The sequence below is a fragment of the Achromobacter sp. GQ309 genome (assembly GCF_059759315.1).
This window is the reverse complement of record NZ_JCAXDP010000001.1, coordinates 846403-870217: the sequence shown is the minus strand read 5'-3', so window position 1 is coordinate 870217 and position 23815 is coordinate 846403. Positions and strand designations below refer to the sequence as shown.

The window sequence follows — 23815 nt, the reverse complement described above, 5'->3', positions numbered from 1 at the left end:
CGTTGCCGTCAGCCTGCTGCTGATGCTGGGCGCAGCCGGCATCAGCCGCCGCCACCCCCGCTAGCAGGCGGAGCGGCAGGCAAGCGCATCAGAGCTGTCCGGGCACCACCCGGTTGCGCCCCTGCCGCTTTGCTTCATACAGGCCCCGGTCGGCGGCCTGGATCAGCTCGGTGCAAGGCTGCCCCTCTTGCGGGACCGCCGTCGCCAGCCCGATGCTGACCGTCAGCCACGGGCCGAAGCCCGCGTCGCGCTGGGGAATCTGCATGGCTTCCACGGCCCGGCGCAGCTTCTCGGCCGCCAGCCGCGCGCTGCCGCCCGGCGTGCCCGGCAGCACCAGCGCAAACTCCTCGCCGCCAAAACGCGCCGCCAGGTCGGTGGAACGGTCGCAACTGGCGAAGATGGTGTTGGCCACGCGCTTGAGCGCTTCGTCGCCCGCGATGTGACCATAGGTGTCGTTGTAGGACTTGAAGTGGTCCACGTCGATCATCAGCATGCTGATCTCGCGGCTGTCCCGTCCCGCGCGCTGCCATTCGGCATTCAGGTATTCATCGAAATAGCGACGATTGCCCAGGCCGGTCAGGCCGTCCGAATTGGTCAGCCGGCGCAGCTCCATATTGCTTTCCAGCAGTTGCTGCTGGCTCTGGCGCAGCGCCTGATAGGCTTCGTCGCGCTGCACCAGCGCCATGTACGAACGCGAGTGGTAGCGGATGCGCGCGATCAGCTCGATGGAGTCCGGCAGCTTGACCAGGTAATCGTTGGCGCCCGTCGCGAAGGCCGCGCTCTTGATGGCGGGATCTTCCTTGGTGGACAACACGATGATGGGGATGTCGCGCGTGACGGGATGGGCGCGGTATTCGCGCACCAGGCTCAGGCCGTCCACGCCGGGCAGCACCAGATCCTGCAGGATGACCGTGGGCCGGGTCTGGATCGCCACGCTCAAGGCCTTGTAAGGGTCCGAGCAATAGTGAAAATCGATGTTGCCCTCGGGCACGAGCGCGCGCCGGATCGCTTCTCCAACCATGACCTGGTCGTCGACGAGCAACACCATCGCCCCATGCGAATTGAGATCCGCGGAGACCGTGTCGTCGGGGGATGGGAGCATAGTGAGTCCTTGATGCTAACGATGTGCCGCGGCTCAGGCGAAAGCCTGAATCACGCGGGACGCAATTTGTTCGAGCGGCCGGATTTCCACCGCGGCCTGCATGGCCGCGGCCGCCTTCGGCATGCCATAGACGGCGCTGGTGGCCTGGTCTTGTGCGATGGTCAGGCATCCACGCTCGCGCAGCGCCTTCAGGCCGCGCGCGCCGTCCTGGCCCATGCCGGTCAGCAGCACGCCGACCGCGACGCCGCGCCAGTGCTGCGCGACGCTATGAAAGAAGACATCGATGGAGGGCCGATACAGGCTTTCGCGCGGACAATCCGTGTACCGGAGGGTACCATCCTCGAGCAGAGTCAGATGGTCATCCGTGCCCGCCAGCAGGATCTGGCCGGGCAACGGCCGTTCGCCTTCGCGCGCCAGCCTGACCGGCAGCGGCACCTGGTCATTGAGCCAGTCCGCCATGCCCGCCGCAAACGACGCGTCCACGTGCTGCACCAGCACGATGCCGGCCGGAAAATCCAGGGGAATGTCGCGCAGCAATTGGGCCAGTGTCGCCGGGCCGCCGGCCGACGCGCCCACCGCGAGCAGCCGGCGCGTGCTAGCGGGCGCCGCAGGCTTGCTGACCGGCGTCAATGCGGCACGATTGCCGTAACGGCCGATCAGCCAGCCGATATTGCGGATCTTGCGCAACAGCGGGGCCGCCGCGGTGCGCATGTCGGCGGCGCCGACCACCGGCGTGTCCACCGCATCCAACGCCCCGTGACCCATGGCGTCAAAAACGCGCGACGTGTGGCCCGCCACGTCGGAGGTGACCACAACGATTGCGCAGGGGGTTTCGGCCATGATGCGGCGCGTGGCCTCGACGCCATCCATGACGGGCATGATGAGATCCATCAGCACGACATCGGGACGATCGCGGGCGCATTGCTGGACGGCCTCCAGACCGTCGGACGCCGTCCAGGCGACCTCCAGGCCGGGTTCCAATGTAATGACTCGCCGCAGGACTTCGACGGCGAGGGGCATATCGTTGACGATCCCGATTCTCACGTCCGCGCCTTCCCGATGAGGTCTTCAACGGCGTCGAGCAGCGCATCATCATGGAAGCTGCCCTTGGCCAGATAGTAGTCCGCGCCGGCATCCAGTCCGCGCTGCCTGTCCTCTTCCCGGTCCTTGTACGACACCACCATGACGGGCAGGGTCTGCAGCCTGGGATCCGCCTTGATCCGCGACACCAGCTCGATGCCGTCCATACGCGGCATGTCGACGTCGGTCACGATCAGATCGAAGTCCTCGCTGCGGAGCATGTTCCAGCCATCCATGCCGTCCACGGCGACCGCCACATCGAAGCCGCGGTTCAAGAGGAGCTTGCGCTCAAGCTCGCGAACCGTCAATGAATCATCCACCACCAGCACGCGCTTGCGGCGGCGCGTGGCCGCCGCGCCCGACCCGCTGTCGACCCGCGACAGCCGCCCGCCCTCGATCAGCTTCTGGACGGACACCAGCATGTCCTCGACGTCCAGGATCAGGAGCGGCGTGCCGTCATCCATGAGCGATCCCGCCATCACGTCCTGCACCTTGCCCAGGCGGGGATCCAGCGGCTGCACGACCAGCGTGCGCTCGCCCACGTAGCGGTCCACCGCGATGCCGTAGAGCCGGTCATGGTCGCCCACCACCACCACGGACGAGGTCTCCGTGGCTGGCGCGGCCTCGCCGGCGCGCAGGATCTGGCGCGCCGACACCAGGCCGATCTGCCGGTCCTGGAACCGGAAATGCTGCTGGCCTTCCAGCTGCTCGATGTCCTGGGCGTCCACTTGCAACGCGTGGCTGACGTACGCCAGCGGAAACGCGTAGATCTCGTTCTGCACCTCGACCAGCAGACTGCGCACCACCGACAGCGACAGCGGCATCTCCAGCACAAAGCGCGTGCCCCGCCCCTGCTGCTGGTAGACCCGTACCGCGCCGCGCAACTGGCGCACCATCGTCTGGACCACGTCCAGCCCAACGCCGCGCCCGGATATCTCGGTCACCTCGTCGCGCGTGCTGAAACCCGACAGGAACAGGAATTCCAGCAGCTCGGCTTCGCTCAGGCGCGACGCGGTCTCGGCATTCGTGAGCTTGCGTTCGACGACTTCTTCGCGCAGGTGGTCCAGCGAAATGCCGGTGCCGTCGTCGGCCAGCTCAACCAGCAGCATGCCCGCCGAATGGCGCGCCGACAGCGTGATCAGGCCCTCGGCCGGCTTGCCCGCGCGTTCGCGGACGTCGGGCGCCTCGATGCCGTGATCCACGGCGTTGCGCAGCAGGTGCATGAGCGGCGCATCCAGCTTTTCGAGGATGTCCCGGTCCACCTGCGTGTTTTCGCCCTCGATTTCAAGGCGAACCTGCTTGCCCAGCGAACGCCCCAGATCGCGCACCATGCGCGGCATGCCGCCCACGCCGTCGCCAAAGGGCCGCATGCGGCAGGCGAGCGCGGTGTCATAAAGGCGCCGCGTCAGATGATTCATGCGCCAGCCGAATTCGTCGACTTCGCTGGCGCGCTGCGTCAGTTCACGCTGGCATTGTTCAAGGATGCGCTGGGCGTCGTCCAGTGCGGCCTGGCCACGCGCGTCCAGTTGCTGATCGGCCAGCACGGCCCGCAGGCCGTCCAACGCGTGCGCCGCGCCCGTCTGCATTCGCCGCAGCCGCAGCATGGCCGTGCTGAAAGGCCCCACCCATTGCGATTCGACCAGGGTCTCGCTGGACAAGCCCAGCAGGCGGTTCAGCGTGTCGGCGGTCACGCGCAGCACCCGCTCGCCCTCGCCCACGCTGCCGTCCGAACTGCGGCGCGATGGCAGGGTGGCGGGTGCGGTCGGCTTTGCGGCGCCAGCCGGCGCGGCGGCGGCAGGCTCGTCTTCGATCCGCACGATGGGCGGCAGGTAGTCCGACGGCCGCCCCGCGCGCGGGCCCGGCGCTGGCGGCGTGCCGGACGTGCTGGGCGCCTTGGAGGCGTTGGGCAGATTGGGCGCGCTGCTCAGCCGCGCCACCAGATCGCCGATCTCGGCGTCCAGTTCCACGCCCGGCGTTGCGACACGCTGCAGCAGGTCGGTGCCCAGCAGCAAGGCATCGATGTCGGCGGCTTGCAAAAGCAGACGGCCTTCCTGCGCGGCCACCAGGCAGTCTTCCATGGCGTGCGCGATGCGTACGGCCGGATGCAGGTCCACGATGCGCGCCGCGCCCTTGAGCGAATGCGCGGCGCGCATGCAGGCTTCAAGGTGCGGCGCGGACGTGGGGTTCTTTTCCAGGGCAAGCAGCCCGTCGTTCAAGACCTGCACCTGGGTGCGGGTCTCGATCTGGAACAGTTCGAGGAGCGAGGCGTCGCGCATCTGATCGGGATTCAAGCGAGGCTCCGTTCCAATGCCTGCATCAGCAGGGTTTCGTCCAGCACCCCGACGGCGCGGCCGCCGCAGCGCGCCACGCCGCGCGAATACTTCAGGCTTGCGCCCTGCACCGTCGACGGCAGCGGCTCCAGCGCCTCCAGGTCCACTTCGTGCATGCCTTCGACCTCGTCCACGGGCAGCACCACGGCGCGGCCCGCGCCGCCGAAAATCAGCATGCGGGCGGTGGCAGGACGCTCGCGCGCCTGGGGCGCCGCGGCATCCAGGCCCAACAGGCGCGGCAGCGACACGCACACCGTCAACGTGCCGCGCACGTTGGTCACGCCCAGTACCGCCGGATCGCGCCGGTGCGGCAGGCTGATGATGCCGCGCGTGCCGGCCACCTCGTCCAGCGACCGGGTCGGCAGGCCCATCCATTCGCGGTGCAGCCGGAACACCAGCAGCGAGGACAGATTGGCCGAATGCTGCGGCGGGGCGGCCTCGTCGGCCGCTTCCATGGCGGGCGGCAGGCGGTCCAGGATGCGCTTGGCCGCCGCGGCATACACCGGACAGTTGCGGCAATGCACGTGCTCGGCAAGCTGCGGGCAGCTTTTGTCGCCGCGTATCCCGATGCGGTTCCAGCAGTCGTCCACGCCGGACAGGGCTTCGATCGCGTCAGTCACGTCGCGCCTCCCCGCGCGCCGCGCGCGCCTGCAGGCGGCGGGCGCCCTCGTGATCGCCATCCGACGCCACAAGCGCGGCCAGATGCAGCAACGCCTCGCGGTGGTTCGGGTCCAGATATAACGCCTTGCGGTAGGCGGCCTGCGCCTGACGCGACTGCCCTTCCGCGTCCAGCAGCAGACCTTGCAGATGCAGCGCGTCGGCGCTGGCGCCGTGGATATCGATGTGCGCCTGGCATTTCGCCATGGCATCGCGCACCCGGCCCAGATCGGCCAGCGCGGCGATCTCGCGCAGCGACGTCTGCGCGGCCTGGCCCGTTGCGGCGGCGGGCGGTGCGGATGGCGTATCGGAAACTGCCGCATGTGGCACCGGCAGCCGCGGCGCGGGCGTCTGCGCGACCGGGCGGCGCGGCGGCGTCCAGGCGTGAACGATGGGACCCTGGCCGGACAGCGGCGCGCGCGCAGCAGCCGGCATCTCTGCCGGCGCTGGCGCAGGCTTGGCCCGGAAGGCAAAGGACCGCGCGAGCGGCACGGCAGGCAGGCGGCGGCCGGTCAGAAGACTGGTCTCGGCCGGTCCCACGAACAGCACACCGTCATCGCGCGCAAACCGGCGCAGCACCTGCACTGCCCGTTCCTGCGTCGCCAGGTCGAAGTAGATCAACAGGTTGCGGCAGAACACGAAGTCATACGGCGCGGCGCCCGCCAACAGATTCGGATCAAACAGGTTGCCCGGCTGGAACCGGACCTGCCCGCGCACGCGCGCAGCCAGTTGATGGCCGTCCGGCACCTCTGAAAAATGGCGATCGCGGAACGCCAGATCGCCTCCGCGAAACGAATTGCGGCCGTACACGGCGCGCTGGGCGAATTCCACCATGCGCACGCTGATGTCGATGGCATCCACATGAAACCGGTGCGACGGAACGCCCGCATCCAGCAGCGCCATGGCAATCGAGTACGGCTCTTCGCCGCTGGAGCACGGCACGCTCAGCACGCGCAACATGCGCCCTTCACAGCCAGGCGCGAACAACCGCTCGCGTGCCAGCGCCGCCATCGCATCCTGCGATTCCGGATACCGGAAGAACCAGGTCTCGGGCACGATCACGGCTTCGATCAACTGCTGCATTTCTTCAGGCCAGGCCTGCACGCGCATCAGATAGTCCTGCTCGTCGTCCACCCCAGCCGCGTGCATGCGGTGCCGCACTGCACGCTCGACGGCCGCCTGGCCGATGGAGCCGCTGTCCAGTCCCATGCGGCGCTTGAGCAGCCCGCTGAATTCCTCGACCAGGCTCATGGCTGCGCCTCGGCTGCCGACGCGTTGCCGTCAGACGGAAATAGCAGCGCCCGCACGTAGGCGGGCAGCAGATCATTGACCGAAACGGCCTGCACCATGCCTTGCGCGTCGGTCAGGACCGGACCGAGATAGCGCGCCTCGGCATTGTCCAGCGCATGCGGCTGAAACCCCGACGGGTGGTAGTGGACGGTTTCGGTGGCCTGTTCCAGGATCAGCCCAAGCAGCCGCTCGGCGTCAGAGTGTTCCGGCCGGTATCGCACCAACGCCACGCGCGTGCTGGTGACGGCGGCGAACGGGCCCGCGCCGGCCAGCGCGCTCATGTCGATGACCGGCACGGCAACGCCGCGGCGTTCCATCAAGCCCGCCACCCAGTGGGGCGCACCCGGCACCTGCTTGAAGACGCGCAGCCCCAGCACTTCGGCAATATCCCCGGCGTCCAGCGCATAGCGATCCGCGCCAATTCTGAAAAGCAGGTACAGCCGGCGAGCGGAGCCGGCGTGGCTCGCGGCGGCGCGGGCGCGGACGGCAGGAGCAGTCATGGACGCGATCACACCTTGAAGCGCGACACGCCGCTGCGCAGGTCGTTGGCCACCAGTGTCAGCTCTTCAATCGCAAGGCTGGACTGCCGCAGCGACTCCACCGTCTGCTGGGCCGCGTCGCTGAGCTGCTGCAGGGCCTGGTTGATCTGCTCGGCCCCGGTGGCCTGCGCCTGCATGCCTTCGTTGACCATCTGCACGCGCGGCGCCAGCGTCTGCACCTGCTGGATGATCTGCGAGAGCTGGTCGCCCACCTGCTGCATGTCGGCCATGCCGCGGCGCACTTCCTCGGAAAACTTGTCCATGCCCATGACACCGGCCGACACCGACGACTGGATCTCGCGCACCATCTGCTCGATGTCGTAGGTCGCCACCGCGGTCTGGTCGGCAAGGCGGCGGATCTCGGTGGCCACCACCACGAAGCCGCGGCCGTACTCGCCCGCCTTCTCGGCCTCGATCGCCGCGTTCAGCGACAAGAGGTTGGTCTGATCGGCCACCTTCGTGATGGTCGTCACGACTTGCGTGATGTTGCCGGCCTTTTCATTCAGCACCGCCAGCTTGGCGTTGACCGAGCCCGCCGCGCCCACCACGTTGCGCATCGTGTCTTCCATGCGCGCCAGGCCCACCTGACCGCTGCCGGCCAGCGTCGCGGTCTGCTCAGCCGCGCTGGAGACTTCGGTCATGGTGCGCACCAGTTCGCGGGAGGTCGCCGAGATCTCGCGCGACGTCGCGCCGATTTCGGTGGTGGTGGCGGCGACTTCCGACGCGGTGGCCTGCTGCTGTTTGGACGTTGCGGCAATTTCGGTCACCGACGTGGCGACCTGCACGGCCGAGCGCTGCGTCCGGCCGACCAGGCCAGTCAGCTCGTCGACCATGCCGTTGAAGCCGGTCTCGATGGCGTTGAATTCGTCGTTGCGCGCCAGCTTCAGCCGCCGCGTCAGGTCGCCTCCGCCCGTCGCTTCCAGCGTCTTCACGATGTCGTGCATGGGGTTGGCAATGGCGCGCATCAGCAGGTAGCCGCACACGATGGACGCGGCAATCGCCATCAGCAGGGACACCAGCATTCCGGTCTCGGCCGACTCCACGGATTTCTGGATGCTCACCGCAGCATCATCCGCCTGCTTTTTGTTTTCGATCACCATCCTGGCCAGGATGTCGCGCCCTCGGTAGAACGACGGCCGCAACTCGGTCAGGATCCGCGTCTGTGCCCGCGCCGGATCCGCCAACAGGGCCGGCGTCAGGATGTCGGCGCGGATGCGCTTGTACTCCAGCAATTCCTTCTGGAAGTCGTCGAACATCTGCTGGTCGTCCTGCCGGGCGATGGTGCGCCGGTAGAAGTCGATGTGTTCTTCAAGCTGCTGGTCGTTCCGCGGCAGGGCTTCCAGCGCGGCGCGGCGCTCGGCCTCGGTCGGCGCATTGAAGGCGTCCTGCACGACCACGAAACCGGTGAACCATGCTGCCCGGATCGACGTGCTGTAGTAGATGCCGGGCACGGCGTCGGTGTTGATCATCTGCGCTTCCGCTTCGACATCCAAAAGCCGCCGGTAGTCCACCACCACCATCAACGTCATGATGGCAAGAATGGCCAGAAAACTGGCCATGATTCTTTGGCGGAGCGTCACATTCTTCATACCGGGAGACCTTTGTACTGTATCGACTCGTCGACGCCCTGCCGGGACGCCCCTGGGTATTTCCCCGCCGGCAATCAGCGCATTCCTGCTCGAATGTGGGAAATTTCGACAATTATTACAAAGGTGCCGCATCACAGCCATGAAAAACGCAGGAAAACGCAAAACATGGCTAGCTTGTCGGGAAAATGCAAAGTTCTATTACATAAAATCAAGCGGCCTTTGTTAGCGGTGGTACGCCGGCGGCTGAACCGGCGATGCTTCTGGAAGCGGCCGGCAGGTCCGCCGGCGAAGTTTGCAGACGCGGCAGGCGGGTCAGCCCGCAGCCTCCCACAGCGCGACCGGCGGCCGATCCTGCACCCAATCGCGCGCCTTTTCGTACGCATGGGCCAGTTGCAGCACGGCAAGGTCGCCGCGCGGCGGACCGATAAGCTGCATGCCCATCGGCAGCCCTTCGGCGTTAAAGCCCACGGGCACGCTGATGACCGGGCAACCGGCCAGCGTCCACGGCGTGACGGTCTCCATCCAACGGTGATACGTATCCATCGGCCGGCCCGCAATCTCCTTGGGCCAATCCAGGTTCACGTCGAACGGAAACACCTGCGCCGATGGAACCGCCAGGAAGTCGACGTCTTCAAACATGCGCAGCACCGTCTGATACCACGCGCTGCGTTCCTCGGTCGCCTGATAGATCTGGCGGGCGGTCAAGCCCTCCAGTCCCTCGACCTCCCAGATCAGCGCGGGCTTGACCAGCTTGCGCGTCTCGGGATTGTTGACCAGGGCATGGAACTGTCCGCCCACCATCAGATGGCGGTGCGCCAGCCAGATACGCCATAGCCGGTCGCCCGCAAAGGGCACCTGGTAGTCATCGACCTGGCAACGCGCGCTCTCCAGATCCTTCAAGGCCGCTTCGCAGAGATCCAGGATGCCGGGTTCCATCGCCAGGTAGCCGCCCCAATCGCCCAGCCAGCCCACGCGCTTGCCGGACAAGTCCGCATCCAGCGGCTGCGCGTATTGCGCCGGATCGTCCGTCAGCGACAGCGGCGCGCGCTTGTCGTGGCCGGCGATCACCGACAGCAGCAAGGCCACGTCGCGCGGCGTGCGCCCCATGGGGCCTTCGTAGGAAAGCTGCTTCAGGAAGACTTCGGGCGACGGACCGGACGGCACACGCCCGGCCGACGGACGCATCCCATACACGTTGCAGAACGCCGCGGGATTGCGCAACGAGCCGCCGAAGTCGCTGCCGTCGGCCACGGGCAGCATGCGCGCCGCCAGCGCCGCCGCCGCGCCGCCGCTGCTGCCGCCGGCGGTCTTGGTGGCGTCATACGGATTGCCCGTGGCGCCATAAACCTTGTTGTAGGTGTGCGAGCCCAGGCCGAATTCCGGCACATTGCTGCGGCCGATGAAGATCGCGCCGGCGGCGCGCATGCGCTCGACCAGAATCGAATCGTGCGCCGTCACCACGTCCTTGTAGACCAGCGACCCCATCGACGTGACCATGCCCCGCACGGCGGTCAGGTCCTTGGGGGCCTGCGGCATGCCGTGCAGCCATCCCTGCCACTGCCCCGCGGCCAACTGCGCATCCCGCGCATCGGCCTCACGCAGCAGCTCGTCGCTGTCGCGGCGCGCGACGATGGCGTTCAGCTTGGGATTGACCCGGTCGATATGCGCCAGGTACGCCTGCATCACTTCGCGGCAGGACACCCGGCGGCTGCGGATGGCATCCGACAGCGCGTGCGCGGGCATGGCCACGATGTCATTGAGCGGGGCGGGGGTAGGCATGGGCGTTCGTCTCCTTGGCGCGCGCCGCGGATCCGCCGGGCGCGTTTGTCATTGGGCGCAGCGCGGCGGCCGGCCGCGCGCATCGCGACAATACTACGCAAATCGGCAACGCCGCGCCCAGGGCGTGAAGGCTTCCGCGCGCCGCGGACACCGGCAGGGCAACGGCAGGACAACGGCAGCATGCCGCGCCGCCCGGCGCCCCCGTCTACTGCCGCGCCAGACCGTTCTTGCCGATCAATTCCAGCAACCCGTCCGACAAGGTCCCGCGCCAGCTCAGGTAATCGTGGCCACCCGCCACCTCGCGATGGGTCACGAGATAACCCTTGGCTCGCAGCACGTCGCGCAGATGGCGGTTGGTCTCCAGGATGCCGGGCTGGCCGCCGCGCCCCGATTCAAACAGGCCCGCGCCCAGGAAGAACCGCACCGGCAGCGTCCGCACCGCCACGAATTGCCGCGTCAGCCACTGGTCTTCCTCGCCGGGCGGCGACCACCAGTACGAGCCGGACTGGCTCAGCACATTGCCGAAGACATCGGGATGACGCAACGCCGCATACGACGACGCCAGGCCGCCATAACTTGACCCGCCAATCACCGTGCGTGCCGCGGGCGCTGCAATGCCCTGCTTGCGCGCCCACGGCATGAGCTCGCGCGCCAGGAAGTCGGCGAAATCCGGATTGGGCGGCAACTCGCGGCCGCGCGAGTCTGCGGTGGGGTTGTCGATCAGCACGGCCGCGGTCGGGGGAATGACGCCGGCCGCGATCATGTTGTCCAGGATGGTGGGCGTAGGCACACGCCCCAGATAGGCGCCCGCGTCGAACAGCACCAGCACGTGGTTGTCCGGGCCATCGGACTTCCAGCCTGCCGGCCGGTACAGATGAATCGTGCGCGTATTGCCCAGGATTTCGCTGCGCAGTTCCAGCGCCTCGACACTGCCGGCGGGCACACCCGCGCGCGGCGCGACCCACGGCTGCGGCGGCGCGTCCGCCAGTTCCAGCACCGAATAGGTCTGGAACGCGTCGATGCCGCGTTCGGGATAGACCTTGGGATTGTTGGGGTCGGCCTGCGCCGTGGCGAGAATCGCGCGCCGCCGCGCCATACCGGTCCCCGGCAGTTCCGGCACATCGGGCGCCAGCCGGTAAGACAGGCGGGCCGTCTTGGGCACCAGGAAGCTCACGTACCAGACGTCGGAATCGCCCAGCCGCGACAGCTGCGCGTGGTCCGTTGACGGACCGCCGAAGAGGCGCACGTTACGTTCCGCGCCCTGCCACAGGAAGGTCACACGGTCGTGCGTGGCGTTTGCCGGCTCGATCAGCGGCGTGCCCTGCCGCTTCATCTCTTCCCAGAACGTGGCCGTCGTGCCGCCCTGCGACAACGTTTGGGCCAGCGCGGCCAGGCGCGGGCTGTCCAGCGTGGGCGCCGGCGCATGCTGTTCGGACAGCGGCAGGCGTTGGGTCACGGACCATTCATACGCACCCTGCCCCTGCGCCCGTATGGTATAGACGCCATCGGCCGGCCCCACCAGCATCAGCACGCCGGCCGGCTTTTCGCGGTCGCTCAGGCGGCGGACATGGCGCCCTTGCGGGTCCAGCAGATCCAGCGTCACGCCGCTGTCCGCCGACCATGTGCCTGCCACGAATTCACCCTTTTGCATGGGGAGCGGCTTGTCGGCATGGCCCTGCGGGATGACCGCGCCTTGCGCTGACTGTGCAACCGCCACGCCCGGCGCTGTCGCAGCCAACGCAGCCGTTAATGCCGCTTTCAACGCAACCGCCAATACCGTCGAAGTCAGGCCATTGCGCCGCCCGTTCATCTGTCGCATATCCATCCGCCTTAATAAGAATGGATATCATTATTGCCGAAAACAGATCCCGATCCCGTCCGAGCACGCGTCCGAATAAATTACGCCGCGCCGCTTGAGCCATATCAACCCGCGTGCTTCCACCCTCGCCCTAAGATCGCCTCCTGCCCCCCGCCCGGAGACCATCTTGACCACGCACGACATCGCCACCGATACCGCCACCGCCGACATCTGCACCGAAGCCGAAATCCAGGACCTGGTCCATACCTTCTACGCCAAGGCGCGCGCCGACGAAGCGCTCGGGCCAATCTTCAACGGCATGGTCCACGACTGGGACGAACACCTGGCCACGCTCTCGGACTTCTGGTCAGCCGTTATCCTGGGCACGCGGCGGTTCACCGGCATGCCCATGCCCAAACACGCGGCCATGCCCAACCTGAAAGCCGAGCTTTTCGAACGCTGGCTGGTCCTCTTTGGCGAGACCACCGACGCCCTGCCGAATCGCGCCCTGGCCGATGCCGCGCAGGAAATGGCCAAACGCATGGCGCGCAGCCTCTGGTACGGCTATCAGTTGTCGCGCGATCCCAACCAGCCGCTGACCGAACTCCGCTCGCCGGCGCATCCCGACCCACATCCCGAAGCGCGCCCCGCCTAGCAGCACGCGCATTCAGTCCACCCGCCACCACCCCGGCAACAGCCCGCGCACCTTGGCGCGGCGATAGCGGTCATCGATGAGGTGCACGGTGCCTTCATCGTGTTCGGTGCGGATGACCCGGCCCGCCGCCTGCACCACCTTCTGCATGCCCGGGTACAGATACGTGTAGTCGTACCCGTTCTCTTCGCCATAACGCATGTCCATGGCGCGCTTCATGTTTTCGTTCACGGGGTTGACCTGCGGCAGCCCCAGCGTGGCGATGAACGCGCCGATCAGCCGCTTGCCCGGCAGGTCCACGCCTTCCGAGAACGCGCCGCCCAGCACCGCGAATCCGACGCCCTGCCCCGTCTCGGTAAACCGCGCCAGAAAAGCCGCACGCCCTGGCTCGTCCATGCCGGGCGTCTGCAGCCAGATCGGCACTTGCGGATGGCGCTCCCGCATCAGGTCCGTCACGCGCTTCAGATAGTCAAAGCTGCTCAGAAAGCCCAGGTAATTGCCCGGCCGCTCGTCGTACTGGCGCGCGATCAGGTCCGCGATGGGCGCCAGCGACCGCTCGCGATCGCGAAAGCGCGTGGATACGTTGCCCACCACGCGCACGGCCAGCTGCCCCGCCTGAAACGGCGCGGCGACGTCGATCCAGGGCGTGTCCTTGGGCAGGCCCAGCGTGTCCCGGTAGAACTGTTGCGGACTGAGCGTGCCGGAAAACAGCACCGTCGCATGCGCCGTCGCGTAGCGCGCCGCCAGATACGGCGCGGGAATCACGTTGCGCACGCACAGCGTCGACGGCGGCGTCTTGGCGCTGCTGACGCCCACTTCGCCCAGGGTCACGTCAAACAGCGCGTGGGAGCCGAACTGTTCCGCCAGCCGCATGAAATGCAGTGCCTCGAAATAGAACCCCAGCAAGGGATCATCCTGCGCCAGCGGCGTCTGGCCGATGAACTCGGTGATGGCCGCCACCGCCTTCTGCACTGCCGTCAGCACGCCGGCTGGCGCCTCGTCGTACGCCTGATAGCGTTCCGTCTGCTTTTTGTTCAGCGCGTTCCACGACCGGTGCAGCCCGTCCAGCGGCTTTTTAAGCGCCTTGGGCGCCGCATACCGCGCGGCGGTCAGCCGGTTCTGGTCGAGCTCGCCCGTGTACATGCGGCGCGCGCGGTCAACCAGGTTGTGCGCCTCGTCGACCAGCACGGCCACCTTCCACTGATGCGCCTGCGTCAGCGCATGCAGCATGGCCGTCGCGTCGTAGTAATAGTTGTAGTCGCCCACCACCACGTCGCTCCAGCGGATCAGCTCCTGCGACAGGTAATACGGACACACCTCGTGTTCCAGCGCGATGGCGCGCACGGTCGGCGCGTCCAGCCGCGTGTGTTCAACCGCCGCGGCGCGGGCCTGCGGCAGACGGTCGTAGAAGCCGCGCGCCAGCGGGCAGGAATCGCCGTGGCAGGCCAGATCCGGATGCACGCAGCTTTTATCGCGCCCTTGCAGATCCAGAATTCGCAAGCCCGGCTTGGCCGGCTGCGCATTGATGGTTTCCAGCGCCTCCACCGCCAACCCGCGGCCCGATCCTTTGGCCGCCAAAAAAAACACCTTGTCCAGGCCCGTACCCGGACTGGCCTTGAGCAGCGGAAATATCGTGCCCAGCGTCTTGCCGATGCCCGTAGGAGCCTGCGCCATCAGACAGCGGCCATCGCGCGCCGTGCGGTAGACGGCCACGGCCAGATCGCGCTGCCCGGCTCGGAACTCGCCATGCGGAAATGCCAGCGCCTCAAGCGCCGCATCGCGCGCCTGCCGGTGCGCCAGTTCCGTCTTGGCCCACGCCAGAAACCGTTCGCATTGCAATTGGAAGAACGCAGCCAAGTCCGCAGCCTCGTGCGTTTCCACCAGCACGGTTTCTTCCTCGGTCGCGACGTTGTAGTACACCAGCGCCACCCGCACGTTCGCCAGACCACGCGCCTGGCACAGCAGATGGCCGTACACCTTAGCCTGCGCCCAATGCACCACGCGGTGATTCTCGCGCACGCTGTCGAACTGCCCGCGGTAGGTCTTGATCTCTTCGAGCTGATTGGCCGCCGGGTCGTAGCCGTCGGCCCGCCCGCGCACCAGCAGATCGCCAAACACGCCCGACAAAGACACTTCGGTTTCGTAGTCCGGCCCGCGCCGCCCTGTCACTGCCGCGTGCCCCGCCATGCCTTCCAGGCCGCTGGGCGCAGGGGTAAAGCGCAGGTCAAGATCGCCGGCCCGCGCCGTGAACTCGCACAACGCCCGCACTGCCACCGCGTAGCTCATGCGGCCTCCTGCAACCAGCTCACGTGGCATACGCGCACCGGCATGCCGTGCGCCACGCAGTACTGGAGCCAGCGGATCTGGTTGTCCTGCAGCTTGTCGCCGGGTCCCTTCACCTCGATCAGTTCATAACGGCGCTCGGCCGGCCAAAACCGCACCAGGTCCGGCAGACCGGTCCGGTTGCCCTTCACGTCGCGCAGCAGACGCGTAAAGAACAGCTTCAGATGCGCAGCCGGCAGGCAGTCCAGCGCCTGCGCCAGCAAGGTTTCGGACAAGGCGCCCCAGAACACAAACGGCGACTGCAAGCCCGCCTTGTCGGCGTACCGCTGCAAAATGACGTCGCGATAGGCGGGCGTATCCAGCTGCGCCAGACAGGCCGCGAAGTGCGCCTGCCGCCGCGCGTGGAAATCCGGCGCTTCCAGGTCGGCGGGCCCCCGCTGGAACGGATGAAAGAACGCGCCCGGCAACGGCGCAAACACGGCCGGCCAGCACAGCAATCCAAATAGCGAATTGATCAGCGCGTTCTCGACGTAATGCACCGGCGCGTCGTCGTGATGCAGGTGATCGCGCGTCACGTATTCGACCGAGGAGGGATGCGCCGGGCGGACCAGCGCCAGTTCCGTACGCGGCAGGATGGGCGCTGCCGCACGCGCCGCCGCGCCCTGCCCCAGCCCACGACGCAGCCGCGGCATCATGCGCGCTACGCGTTGGCTTTCCTCTTCGCTTTCGGGCGCGTTCGCCGCCGTCATGGCCAGCGCCATCGCGTCTTCAAACCGCTGCATCCGTTCATACACCCGGATGCGCCGATGCCGCGCGCCGGGATAGCCGCAGGCCGCGTACACGCGCTGGGCGGCTTCCCAATCCTGCGCGCGCTCGCAGGCTTGTCCGATGCGCAGCAACACCTTGGCGCGGCGCTTTTCCAGCCAGGCGTTGCCACTGGCACAATCCTGCGCCGCCCGCAGCAGGTCGTCCACGGCCACGCCGTCGTCCAGCGCCTGCCTGCACGCATGCAACGCGAGATAACAGTCCACGTCCGCCCGCGTCTGAAACGCCCGCGACGCCGCATCGAACGGCACGGTCTCGTATTGAAATACGCCCAGGTCCGCCAGCACGAACTCCGACCAATCCTGGTGCAGATTGCCAAAAAACATGAGGCGCAGCCGTTCGCAGCGGTCCGCCACCATCACGCGCCAGACGGCTTCCACGGTATCGGGCGCCCAGCCGCAGAACGGCCGGGCGTCGGGCATGTCCGCCCGCAGCGTCTCGAGCATGTCGGCCTTGCGCACGCCCGGTCTGGCTGCCGCGTGCGATGCGAACACGCGGCACAGTTCGGGCTTGGTCAATAGTGCAAACAGTTCATCCAGCGACATCGGCGCCCGCGTGTCCAGCCACCCTAGCGCCTCCAACGCCGCGGCCGCCTCTTCGACGGCCGGGATCTCTTCGTACACCAGCCGGCTGGCCCGAAACCACGGCCCGCGCCGCATCAGCATGCGCACCATCAACGCCTGCGACGCCTGCGGCAACGCCGCGAAATCCGCCAGAAAGCGGCAATCGTCATCGTCCAGCAGGTCGGCGTAGCGGTCCGAGACCCACGCCAGCGCGCGCTGGAAATTGTGCAGATAGTAGTAACGGTGGGCGGGCAACATCGGCGGCGGCCGGACGAACTGTTTATTTATCCAGTAATCATAGCAGGCCGGCCTGTCCGGATTCTGTCGAAGCGTGCCTGACGATGGTCATCCCCTCTTCTTCTTCGGGCTCCACGAAATACGCCGTGATGTCGTCGTACTCGGCGTCGCTGGTGAGCCCCGCAAGAAACCCGCGCATGAAAAACGGCGCCGGAAAGCCTCAAGCTCTCCGGCGCCGTTTGCCATCCCGCCGGCAAAGCGGCGGGACCGTCAATCAGGACATCGTCACATCACTGCGCGCGCACCGGCTGCGGGGCCGCGCCGATGTCCTTACGCACCTTGGCCACGTCGGACGCGCTGACTGCCGCGCCCTTGTTGCCCCAGCTCGACCGCACGAAGCTCACCACGTCGGCGACTTCCTTGTCGGTCATGCGCCAGTCAAAGCCCGGCATCGCGTACGCAGTCGGGGCCGACGCCGTGCCCGGCATCTGCGCGCCCTTGAGCACGATGTGGATCAACGAGGCCGGATCGGCCGAGTTGACCGTCGAGCTCAACGCGAGCTGCGGGAAGGTCTCGGTATAGCCCTTGCCCGTGCTGCGATGGCAAGCCGCGCAGTTGTTCAGGAAGGCCATGGCGCCGTCGCTCTTGTCCTTGCCGGTGCGCAGCGCATTCGCCACGGACTCGTCATAGGCCAGCGGTTTGGTGGCATCCTTGTTCACCGGCGGCAGACTCTTCAGATACACCGCGATGGCGTTCAGGTCGTCGTCCGTCAGGTGCTGCGTGCTTTCCTCGACAACTTGCGCCATGCCGCCGAACGCTGCCGAATGCCCGTTGCGGCCGGACTTCAGGAAGGTCGTGATGTCTTCCTTGCTCCAGGCGCCCAGGCCGTCGGTCGCGTCGCCGCGCAGGTTCTTGGCCAGCCAGCCTTCGACCACGCCGCCCGACAGGAAGGCCGAGCCATCCGCGTCCGTCAGCGCCTTTTCCTGCAACGCCACGCCGCGCGGCGTGTGGCAGGTGCTGCAATGCCCCAGGCCTTCGACAAGGTACTGGCCACGCAGCAGCGCCTGCTTGTCCGCGCCGCTCGTGTTCACCGTGACAGGCGCCGTCGCGACATCCGGCGCGAACATCCAGCGCCACACCGTCAACGGCCAGCGCATCGACATCGGCCAGACGATGTCGGTGTCCTTGTTTTCCTGCTTCACGGGCTCGACGCCGTGCATGAAGTAGGCATACAGGGCCTTCACATCCTCCGGCGTGACCTTGGCGTACGCGGTGTACGGCATGGCCGGGTAAAGCGAATGTCCGTCCTTGGCCACGCCGTGGCGCACGGCCCGGTCGAAGTCCTCGTACGAATAATTGCCGATGCCCGTTTCCTTATCCGGCGTGATGTTCGTCGAATAGATCATGCCCAGCGGCGAATCGATGCCCAACCCGCCGGCAAAGGGCTTGCCGCCCGAGGCCGTGTGGCAGGCGATACAGTCGCCGGCGCGCGACAGGTACTCGCCCTGCTTGATCATCTGCGCGTCGGTCGATGCGGACGTGCCGTCGGCCGCGAACGCGGCGCTGGCAACGAGGGCCGAGAAGGCCGCAACAATGGTTTGCTTGATCATTGTTCCGTCTCCTTAAGCCTGGACCAGCGGGCCGGGGTTCTTCAGGTACTGCTCGCGGATCGCCTGTGCCGCCCAGTAGGCCAGCGCGCCGACCAGACCGGTCGGGTTGTAGCCCATGTTCTGCGGGAACACGCAGGCGCCCATCACGAACACGTTCGGCACGTCCCAGCTCTGCAGATACTTGTTGACCACGCTTTCCTTGGGGTTCGAGCCCATGATGGCGCCGCCCGTGTTGTGCGTGCTCTGGTAGACGCGCGTGTCGTAGCGCGCGCCCTTCTTGCGCACGGCCACGAAATGCTTTTCAGGATTCATGGCCTTGGCCACGGTCTCCATGCGCTTGCCCATGTAACCCAGCATGTCGAACTCGTTGTCGTGCCAGTCGAACGTCATGCGCAAGAGCGGCTGGCCGTAGGCGTCCTTGTAGGTCGGATCGAGCGACAGATACGCATCGCGGTACGACATCACCGAACCGGAAATACCGATCGTCATGAAGCGCTGATACGCATCCTGCACGCCCGCCTTCCAGGCCGTGCCCCACGTCGGGGTGCCCGGCGTCGTCGGCGTCTGCTTGATCGGACGGCCGCCGTAGCGCACGTGGCGGATGCTGGCGCCACCAACAAAGCCCAGCGGGCCGTGGTCGAACTGGTCGCCGTTCAGGTCGTCCATGCCGACGCCGCCGGCGCCGGTGCCGACGAACGGGTTCAGCTGCGTGCCCTTGGGCAGCAGCACGTTGACCGCGCCGTTCATCTGGTACGCGTAGTTCTTGCCGACCACGCCTTCCTTGGTCTTCGGGTCATACGGCTTGCCGATACCCGACAGCAGCAGCAGACGCACGTTGTGCATCTGGTAAGCCGACAGGATCACCAGATCGGCAGGCTGATCGACCTCGTTGCCGTCTGCGTCGATGTACGTCACGCCAACGGCCTTCTTGCCGGTCGAATCCAGATTGACCTTGATGACCTGCGAGCGCGTACGCAGCTCGAAGTTCGGCTTCTTCAGCAGCACCGGCAGAATCGTGGTCTGCGGCGAGGCCTTCGAATACATGTAGCAGCCGTAGTTCTCGCAGAAGCCACAGAAATTGCAGGGGCCAAGGCGCACGCCGTACGGGTTGGTGTACGGACCCGACGCGTTGGCCGCGGGGGTGGGATACGGGTTGAAGCCGACTTCGCGCGCAGCCTTCTCGAACAGCGAAGCGCCGTAGGTCGTGGCCAGCGGCGGCAGCGGAAATTCCTTGCTGCGCTTGCCTTCCAGCGGATTGCCGCCTTCGACGATCTTGCCGTTCAGGTTGCCGGCCTTGCCCGACGTGCCGCACACGTATTCGAACTTCGAGAAGTACGGTTCCAGTTCGTCGTAAGTCACGCCGAAGTCCTGGATCGTCATGCCTTCCGGAATGAACTTCTTGCCGTAGCGCGTTTCATACCGCGTGCGCAGTTCAAGTTCTTCGGGCAGCACGCGGTAGTGCATGCCGTTCCAGTGAAAGCCCGCGCCCCCCACGCCCGTGCCCAGCAGGAACGAGCCGTTTTGGCGGTAAGGCACGGCCACGTCATCCACGCCGTGGCGGATCGTCACGGTTTCCTTGGACAGGTCCTGGAACAGATAACCGCGCACCGAATACTTCAGCTCGTCGATCACCTTGGGGTATTCCGCGTCCTTGGGCGTGTCCTGCATGCCGCCGCGCTCCAGCGCCAGCACCTGCAGCCCCGCTTCGGTCAGCTCCTGACCCAGAATCGCGCCGGTCCAGCCGAATCCGACCAGCACCGCATCAACTTTGTCTTTCTTGATCGCCATGATTTAACCCTTCTCCCCAGAGATCGACACGGGGCCATAGGGATACTTCACGTTGGGCTGGTCGACCCAGTCCATGAAATCGGCGCGCGCGCCGGGGAAACCCACCATCTTCCAGCCCACCATGTTCTTGTTGCCGCCGTAGATCGGATCGGCAAAGAAGCCTTCCTTGGTGTTGGCCAAGAGGAAACTGAAGAACGTCTTGGACGGCACGGATTCGAATGCGATCTTGCCCGACTGCAGGTCCTTCAGGATCTGTTCCTGCAAGGCCTTGTCCAGTTCGGCGTACGCCTTGCCATGCGTCTTCACGCACCAGGCATCACAGGCCTCGATGCCATTGCGATAGACCTGGCGGGGATTCTGATCGAGCTGGTAACCCAGTTCCGGCACCTGATCGGTGTGGAACGGCCCGTCCATGTACCACAGCTTGCCGTGGCCAAAGGGCGTTTCCATCTGACGGTCGATGAACTCGGGCACACCGGCCACGATGGCGCCAGGGCCGTACTCGTCGGCGGGAATCAGGTGATCCACCGCGGCAACGATGAAGGCCCATTCGGCCTTGGTGAAATAGGTGGGCTCGTAGGGCTTGGCCGCCTTTGCGGCGTTGCCGTCGGCGGCGTTGGTACAGCCGACCGTCAGGCCGCCGATCGCCAGCGTCGACGCTGGCACAATGGCCATCGTTTGCAGAAACCGCCGGCGCGGCTGTGCGTCATCAGTCATGGACATCTCCGTGAATACTCCAAGTTGTCCTAGCGCGCTACCGAACATGAAACCTGGAAACACGAACTGCCCGAGCTAGTGACAACACGCTCTTTTCTTGCTCAAAATCAACACTGCTCTTTGAAAAGGGACGTAAGAGCAGGTGTCGGCATTATGCGCTTCTGATCTGCTCAATCGACCGTATCAGATGGAATTTCTTGACGTGGGAAAGTCTTTTGCATTAAGGACAACGTAAGAACCTTCAAAATGCCGCGCTTTCTGACAGCAAGGTGAACGAAAACCCTTGATTCATGCGGCCCGCAGACGCGTGATGTACCGCGCGCAATCCCTGAAATGAACCCCATGCACGCTCAATACAGCATTCACGACAGCCTTCCGTTGCAGTGGCAACCGCGCCTTGCCGGAGCGCGGCTCGAGCAGCAATCCATCGGTGAGTCGCGCGCGGACGTCTATCGCATTCGCAGCGCGAATCAGCCTGATCGCTATCTCAAATCCGAGCACACGGGCACGCTGCCCGAACTGCCAGACGAAATCGAGCGCCTGCAATGGATGGCCGCGCACGGCCTGCCGTGCCCCACCGTGATCGACGCGGCCGCCACACCCACGCGGCACTGGCTGCTGATGAGCGCCGTAGCTGGCCAGGATCTGGCCAGCGCGGGTCTGCCGCCTGCGCAGGTGATCGCCATCATGGCCGATGCGCTGCATCGTCTGCACTGCATTCCCATCGACCAATGCCCTTTCGATCACACCCTTGAACGGCGTATCGCCGAGGCCAGACGGGCGCTGGACGCCGGCCTGGTGGACGAATCGGATTTCGATGACGAGAGAATTGGACGCACCGCCGAAGACGCGTTTGCGGAACTCCTTGCGACGCGGCCCACCACGCACGATCTCGTCGTGGCGCACGGCGATGCGTGCCTGCCCAACTTCATGGCCGATGGCGGCGTATTCACCGGCTACATCGACTGCGGCCGCCTTGGCGTCAGCGACCGCCACCAGGACCTTGCATTGGCCGCGCGCAGCATCGAACGCAATCTGGGACGCGAGTGGATCGAGCCGTTCTTTCGCAGCTATGGCGTCGAACCGGATGACCGCCGTCTTGCGTTTTACTGCCTGCTCGACGAGTTCTTCTAAGAGTTAGGCGCGCACGCGCGGCGGGCTACGCGCCTCGGCCGTAATACCCCAAAAAAATCCCAACCGCTGAATCCGCCACGCGCTCGCGCTCCGCCTTTTTCAACGGTGGTTGCCCCAGCGTGACCTGCGGCCAGAACGCAAAGCCCTTGACCAGTCCCTCGAGCTGATGGCCCGCAAATACGGGATCCACCTCGGCCAGGCGACCATCGGCAATCGCCGCCTGAATCCACGCCGTCACCCCGCTGCCCTTCTCGTCCATCCGGCACACGATGTCCTGCGCGCGGTCCGGCGAATGAATGATCTCCGCCATGGCGACCCGCGCCAGATCAATGAAGCTGGCGTCGCCCAGCAACTCCAGTTTCTGCATCAACAACTGTCGCAATTGCTGCGCCAGCGGAAGATCGGGCCGGTAGGCCATGTCGACGCTGGCCGCGCTGCTGGCCCACAACTGCTCCAGCATCAGCGCGAACAGCGCCTCCTTGCTCGGGAAATGGTTGTAGACCGTGCGCTTGGACACGCCAGCAGCCTGAGCGATGCGGTCCATGCTGGTGGCCTCGAACCCCGCAGTGCGGAATTCCTCCACCGCCGCGCGCACGATGTCCTCGCGCTTGCGGTCGGTCAGGCGTTTGGGCGGGCGTTCCTTGGCGGAATCGGGAGCTTTCGTCGACATGGGCGAAATTCTACACCCGACGGTGTACTTTTCTGATTTTGGAAACTACACTGTGCAGTGTAATTTTTGGCGCGAGCGGTTTGCCGCCGTCGCGCCATTTTTCGAATCTCATGGGAACACCCGCCGTGACCGTCCTCTCCGCCTGCAACCGCCGCGCCTTGCCGCTTTATCCGCAATCCCCCCAACAGCGCGACGGACGTTTCAGCAATCCGCGACCGCGCCCCGCCATGGGCTTCTGGAAAGGCCTCAAACTCGCCTGGACCGTCCTCTTCGCCAAGCCAAGCGGCACGGTTCCCGACATCCCCATCCCCGTGCGCGCGCTGGACCGCGCAGCCCTGGAAGCCGCCCCCGACCGTAGCCTTTACCGGCTTGGGCATTCCACCATCCTCATGAAACTGCGCGGCCGCTTCTGGCTGACCGACCCCGTCTTCTCCGAACGCGCTTCACCCGTGCAATGGGCCGGCCCCGCCCGCTTTCATGCGCCGCCCATCAGCATCGACGACCTGCCTCCGATCGCAGGCGTCATCCTGTCCCACAACCATTACGACCACCTCGACCGCGCCGCCATCGCACAGCTTGCGAGCAAGACCGCGCACTTCATCGCGCCGCTGGGGGTCGGCGACCAACTGGTAGCCTGGGGCATCGACCCCGCCCGCGTCGAGCAATTGGACTGGTGGCAGTCCACCGAGGTCGACGGCCTGCGACTGACCGCCACGCCCGCCCAGCACTTCTCCGGCCGCGGTCTCACCGACAGCGACCGCAGCCTGTGGGCCTCGTGGGTCATCCAGGACGCCGACCTGCGCGTCTTCTTCAGCGGCGACACCGGCTACTTCGACGGCTTCAAGGCCATCGGCGACGCTTACGGCCCCTTCGACCTGACCCTCATGGAAACCGGCGCGTACGACACGCGCTGGGCCTTCGTCCACATGCAGCCTGAAGAAACCCTTCAGGCGCACCTGGACCTGCGCGGCCGCTGGCTGCTGCCGATCCACAACGGCACGTTCGACCTGGCCATGCATCCGTGGGAACAGCCGTTCGAGCGCATCGCGGCTCTGGCGCGGGACCATGGCGTAGTTCTGGCCACACCGATCATGGGAGAGCGCGTCGATATCGGGGCGCCGCAAGCGGGAACGGCATGGTGGCGCGGCGGCCACGCGCAGCCGTAAAAAGCG

At 66.2% G+C, this 23815-nt stretch carries 19 protein-coding genes; 3 read left to right on the top strand and 16 right to left on the bottom strand.

The annotated features are described in order from the left end of the window. Positions 1-88 precede the first annotated feature (88 nt). From AC6CIE_RS04030 to fes, 9 genes are all read right to left on the bottom strand, one after another. Complete coding sequence (locus AC6CIE_RS04030; RefSeq protein WP_175121210.1) at positions 89-1102, bottom strand: response regulator; 1014 nt, start codon at positions 1100-1102, stop codon at positions 89-91. Between the two features lie 33 nt (positions 1103-1135). Next, positions 1136-2146, bottom strand: coding sequence for a chemotaxis response regulator protein-glutamate methylesterase (locus AC6CIE_RS04025; protein WP_175121209.1), 1011 nt, complete (start codon positions 2144-2146; stop codon positions 1136-1138). Continuing rightward, the gene (locus AC6CIE_RS04020) at positions 2143-4473 is read right to left on the bottom strand and encodes a hybrid sensor histidine kinase/response regulator (protein ID WP_498091260.1); all 2331 of its coding nucleotides are present in this window, start codon (positions 4471-4473) and stop codon (positions 2143-2145) included. The genes AC6CIE_RS04025 and AC6CIE_RS04020 overlap by 4 nt, the downstream gene beginning before the upstream one ends. Continuing rightward, on the bottom strand, positions 4470-5132 hold the full coding sequence (locus AC6CIE_RS04015; protein WP_239212600.1) for a chemotaxis protein CheW: 663 nt from the start codon (positions 5130-5132) through the stop codon (positions 4470-4472). Before AC6CIE_RS04015 ends, AC6CIE_RS04020 begins: the two co-directional genes overlap by 4 nt. Further along, positions 5125-6420 (bottom strand): CheR family methyltransferase, encoded by a 1296-nt coding sequence (locus AC6CIE_RS04010; protein ID WP_498091258.1) that lies wholly within the window; start codon positions 6418-6420, stop codon positions 5125-5127. The genes AC6CIE_RS04015 and AC6CIE_RS04010 overlap by 8 nt, the downstream gene beginning before the upstream one ends. After that, the gene (locus AC6CIE_RS04005; protein ID WP_498091256.1) at positions 6417-6959 is read right to left on the bottom strand and encodes a chemotaxis protein CheW; all 543 of its coding nucleotides are present in this window, start codon (positions 6957-6959) and stop codon (positions 6417-6419) included. The genes AC6CIE_RS04010 and AC6CIE_RS04005 overlap by 4 nt, the downstream gene beginning before the upstream one ends. 8 nt (positions 6960-6967) lie before the next feature. Then, positions 6968-8587, bottom strand: coding sequence for a methyl-accepting chemotaxis protein (locus AC6CIE_RS04000; protein ID WP_498091254.1), 1620 nt, complete (start codon positions 8585-8587; stop codon positions 6968-6970). 312 nt (positions 8588-8899) lie between these two features. Further along, positions 8900-10366: an amidase gene (locus tag AC6CIE_RS03995; protein ID WP_498091252.1), complete on the bottom strand. Its 1467-nt coding sequence runs from the start codon at positions 10364-10366 to the stop codon at positions 8900-8902. 205 nt (positions 10367-10571) lie between these two features. Further along, the gene (gene fes, locus AC6CIE_RS03990; RefSeq protein ID WP_498091250.1) at positions 10572-12185 is read right to left on the bottom strand and encodes an enterochelin esterase; all 1614 of its coding nucleotides are present in this window, start codon (positions 12183-12185) and stop codon (positions 10572-10574) included. A gap of 166 nt (positions 12186-12351) precedes the next feature. Here fes and AC6CIE_RS03985 point away from each other — a divergent pair, with 166 nt between their 5' ends. Continuing rightward, on the top strand, positions 12352-12819 hold the full coding sequence (locus tag AC6CIE_RS03985; RefSeq protein WP_254594123.1) for a group III truncated hemoglobin: 468 nt from the start codon (positions 12352-12354) through the stop codon (positions 12817-12819). A gap of 12 nt (positions 12820-12831) precedes the next feature. Here the strand turns inward: AC6CIE_RS03985 and AC6CIE_RS03980 are convergent, their stop codons facing one another. The 6 genes from AC6CIE_RS03980 to AC6CIE_RS03955 form a co-directional block, all read right to left on the bottom strand. Then, positions 12832-15102, bottom strand: a complete 2271-nt coding sequence (locus tag AC6CIE_RS03980) for an ATP-dependent DNA helicase (protein ID WP_498091248.1) — start codon at positions 15100-15102, stop codon at positions 12832-12834. Continuing rightward, positions 15099-16745: a VRR-NUC domain-containing protein gene (locus AC6CIE_RS03975; RefSeq protein ID WP_498091246.1), complete on the bottom strand. Its 1647-nt coding sequence runs from the start codon at positions 16743-16745 to the stop codon at positions 15099-15101. The genes AC6CIE_RS03980 and AC6CIE_RS03975 overlap by 4 nt, the downstream gene beginning before the upstream one ends. Before the next feature lie 37 nt (positions 16746-16782). Further along, positions 16783-16923 (bottom strand): hypothetical protein, encoded by a 141-nt coding sequence (locus tag AC6CIE_RS03970; protein ID WP_175183730.1) that lies wholly within the window; start codon positions 16921-16923, stop codon positions 16783-16785. A gap of 91 nt (positions 16924-17014) precedes the next feature. Continuing rightward, positions 17015-18334 (bottom strand): cytochrome c, encoded by a 1320-nt coding sequence (locus AC6CIE_RS03965; protein ID WP_498091244.1) that lies wholly within the window; start codon positions 18332-18334, stop codon positions 17015-17017. Between the two features lie 12 nt (positions 18335-18346). After that, positions 18347-20122, bottom strand: coding sequence for a GMC family oxidoreductase (locus tag AC6CIE_RS03960; RefSeq protein WP_498091243.1), 1776 nt, complete (start codon positions 20120-20122; stop codon positions 18347-18349). A 3-nt stretch (positions 20123-20125) separates the two neighbouring features. Next, positions 20126-20839 carry a gluconate 2-dehydrogenase subunit 3 family protein gene (locus AC6CIE_RS03955; protein ID WP_175121198.1) on the bottom strand — a complete coding sequence of 238 codons (714 nt, stop codon included), beginning with the start codon at positions 20837-20839 and terminating at the stop codon, positions 20126-20128. A gap of 342 nt (positions 20840-21181) precedes the next feature. Between AC6CIE_RS03955 and AC6CIE_RS03950 the strand changes: the two genes are divergently transcribed. Next, positions 21182-21973, top strand: a complete 792-nt coding sequence (locus AC6CIE_RS03950; RefSeq protein WP_175121197.1) for an APH(3')-II family aminoglycoside O-phosphotransferase — start codon at positions 21182-21184, stop codon at positions 21971-21973. Between the two features lie 25 nt (positions 21974-21998). Here the strand turns inward: AC6CIE_RS03950 and AC6CIE_RS03945 are convergent, their stop codons facing one another. Beyond that, positions 21999-22643, bottom strand: a complete 645-nt coding sequence (locus tag AC6CIE_RS03945) for a TetR/AcrR family transcriptional regulator (protein ID WP_498091241.1) — start codon at positions 22641-22643, stop codon at positions 21999-22001. Between the two features lie 110 nt (positions 22644-22753). Between AC6CIE_RS03945 and AC6CIE_RS03940 the strand changes: the two genes are divergently transcribed. After that, a complete protein-coding gene (locus tag AC6CIE_RS03940; RefSeq protein WP_498091240.1) occupies positions 22754-23809 on the top strand; it encodes an MBL fold metallo-hydrolase in 1056 nt (351 codons plus the stop codon). Positions 23810-23815: the final 6 nt, after the last annotated feature.

Coding starts and splice junctions, on each gene's coding strand:
- AC6CIE_RS03980 (WP_498091248.1), bottom strand. CDS start 15,102: ATGAGCTACGCGGTGGCAGTGCGGGCGTTGTGCGAGTTCACGGCGCGG.
- AC6CIE_RS03970 (WP_175183730.1), bottom strand. CDS start 16,923: ATGCGCGGGTTTCTTGCGGGGCTCACCAGCGACGCCGAGTACGACGAC.
- AC6CIE_RS04030 (WP_175121210.1), bottom strand. CDS start 1,102: ATGCTCCCATCCCCCGACGACACGGTCTCCGCGGATCTCAATTCGCAT.
- AC6CIE_RS03975 (WP_498091246.1), bottom strand. CDS start 16,745: ATGTTGCCCGCCCACCGTTACTACTATCTGCACAATTTCCAGCGCGCG.
- AC6CIE_RS04000 (WP_498091254.1), bottom strand. CDS start 8,587: ATGAAGAATGTGACGCTCCGCCAAAGAATCATGGCCAGTTTTCTGGCC.
- AC6CIE_RS04005 (WP_498091256.1), bottom strand. CDS start 6,959: ATGACTGCTCCTGCCGTCCGCGCCCGCGCCGCCGCGAGCCACGCCGGC.
- AC6CIE_RS03995 (WP_498091252.1), bottom strand. CDS start 10,366: ATGCCTACCCCCGCCCCGCTCAATGACATCGTGGCCATGCCCGCGCAC.
- AC6CIE_RS03940 (WP_498091240.1), top strand. CDS start 22,754: ATGGGAACACCCGCCGTGACCGTCCTCTCCGCCTGCAACCGCCGCGCC.
- fes (WP_498091250.1), bottom strand. CDS start 12,185: ATGCGACAGATGAACGGGCGGCGCAATGGCCTGACTTCGACGGTATTG.
- AC6CIE_RS03965 (WP_498091244.1), bottom strand. CDS start 18,334: ATGATCAAGCAAACCATTGTTGCGGCCTTCTCGGCCCTCGTTGCCAGC.
- AC6CIE_RS03955 (WP_175121198.1), bottom strand. CDS start 20,839: ATGACTGATGACGCACAGCCGCGCCGGCGGTTTCTGCAAACGATGGCC.
- AC6CIE_RS03960 (WP_498091243.1), bottom strand. CDS start 20,122: ATGGCGATCAAGAAAGACAAAGTTGATGCGGTGCTGGTCGGATTCGGC.
- AC6CIE_RS03945 (WP_498091241.1), bottom strand. CDS start 22,643: ATGTCGACGAAAGCTCCCGATTCCGCCAAGGAACGCCCGCCCAAACGC.
- AC6CIE_RS03950 (WP_175121197.1), top strand. CDS start 21,182: ATGCACGCTCAATACAGCATTCACGACAGCCTTCCGTTGCAGTGGCAA.
- AC6CIE_RS04010 (WP_498091258.1), bottom strand. CDS start 6,420: ATGAGCCTGGTCGAGGAATTCAGCGGGCTGCTCAAGCGCCGCATGGGA.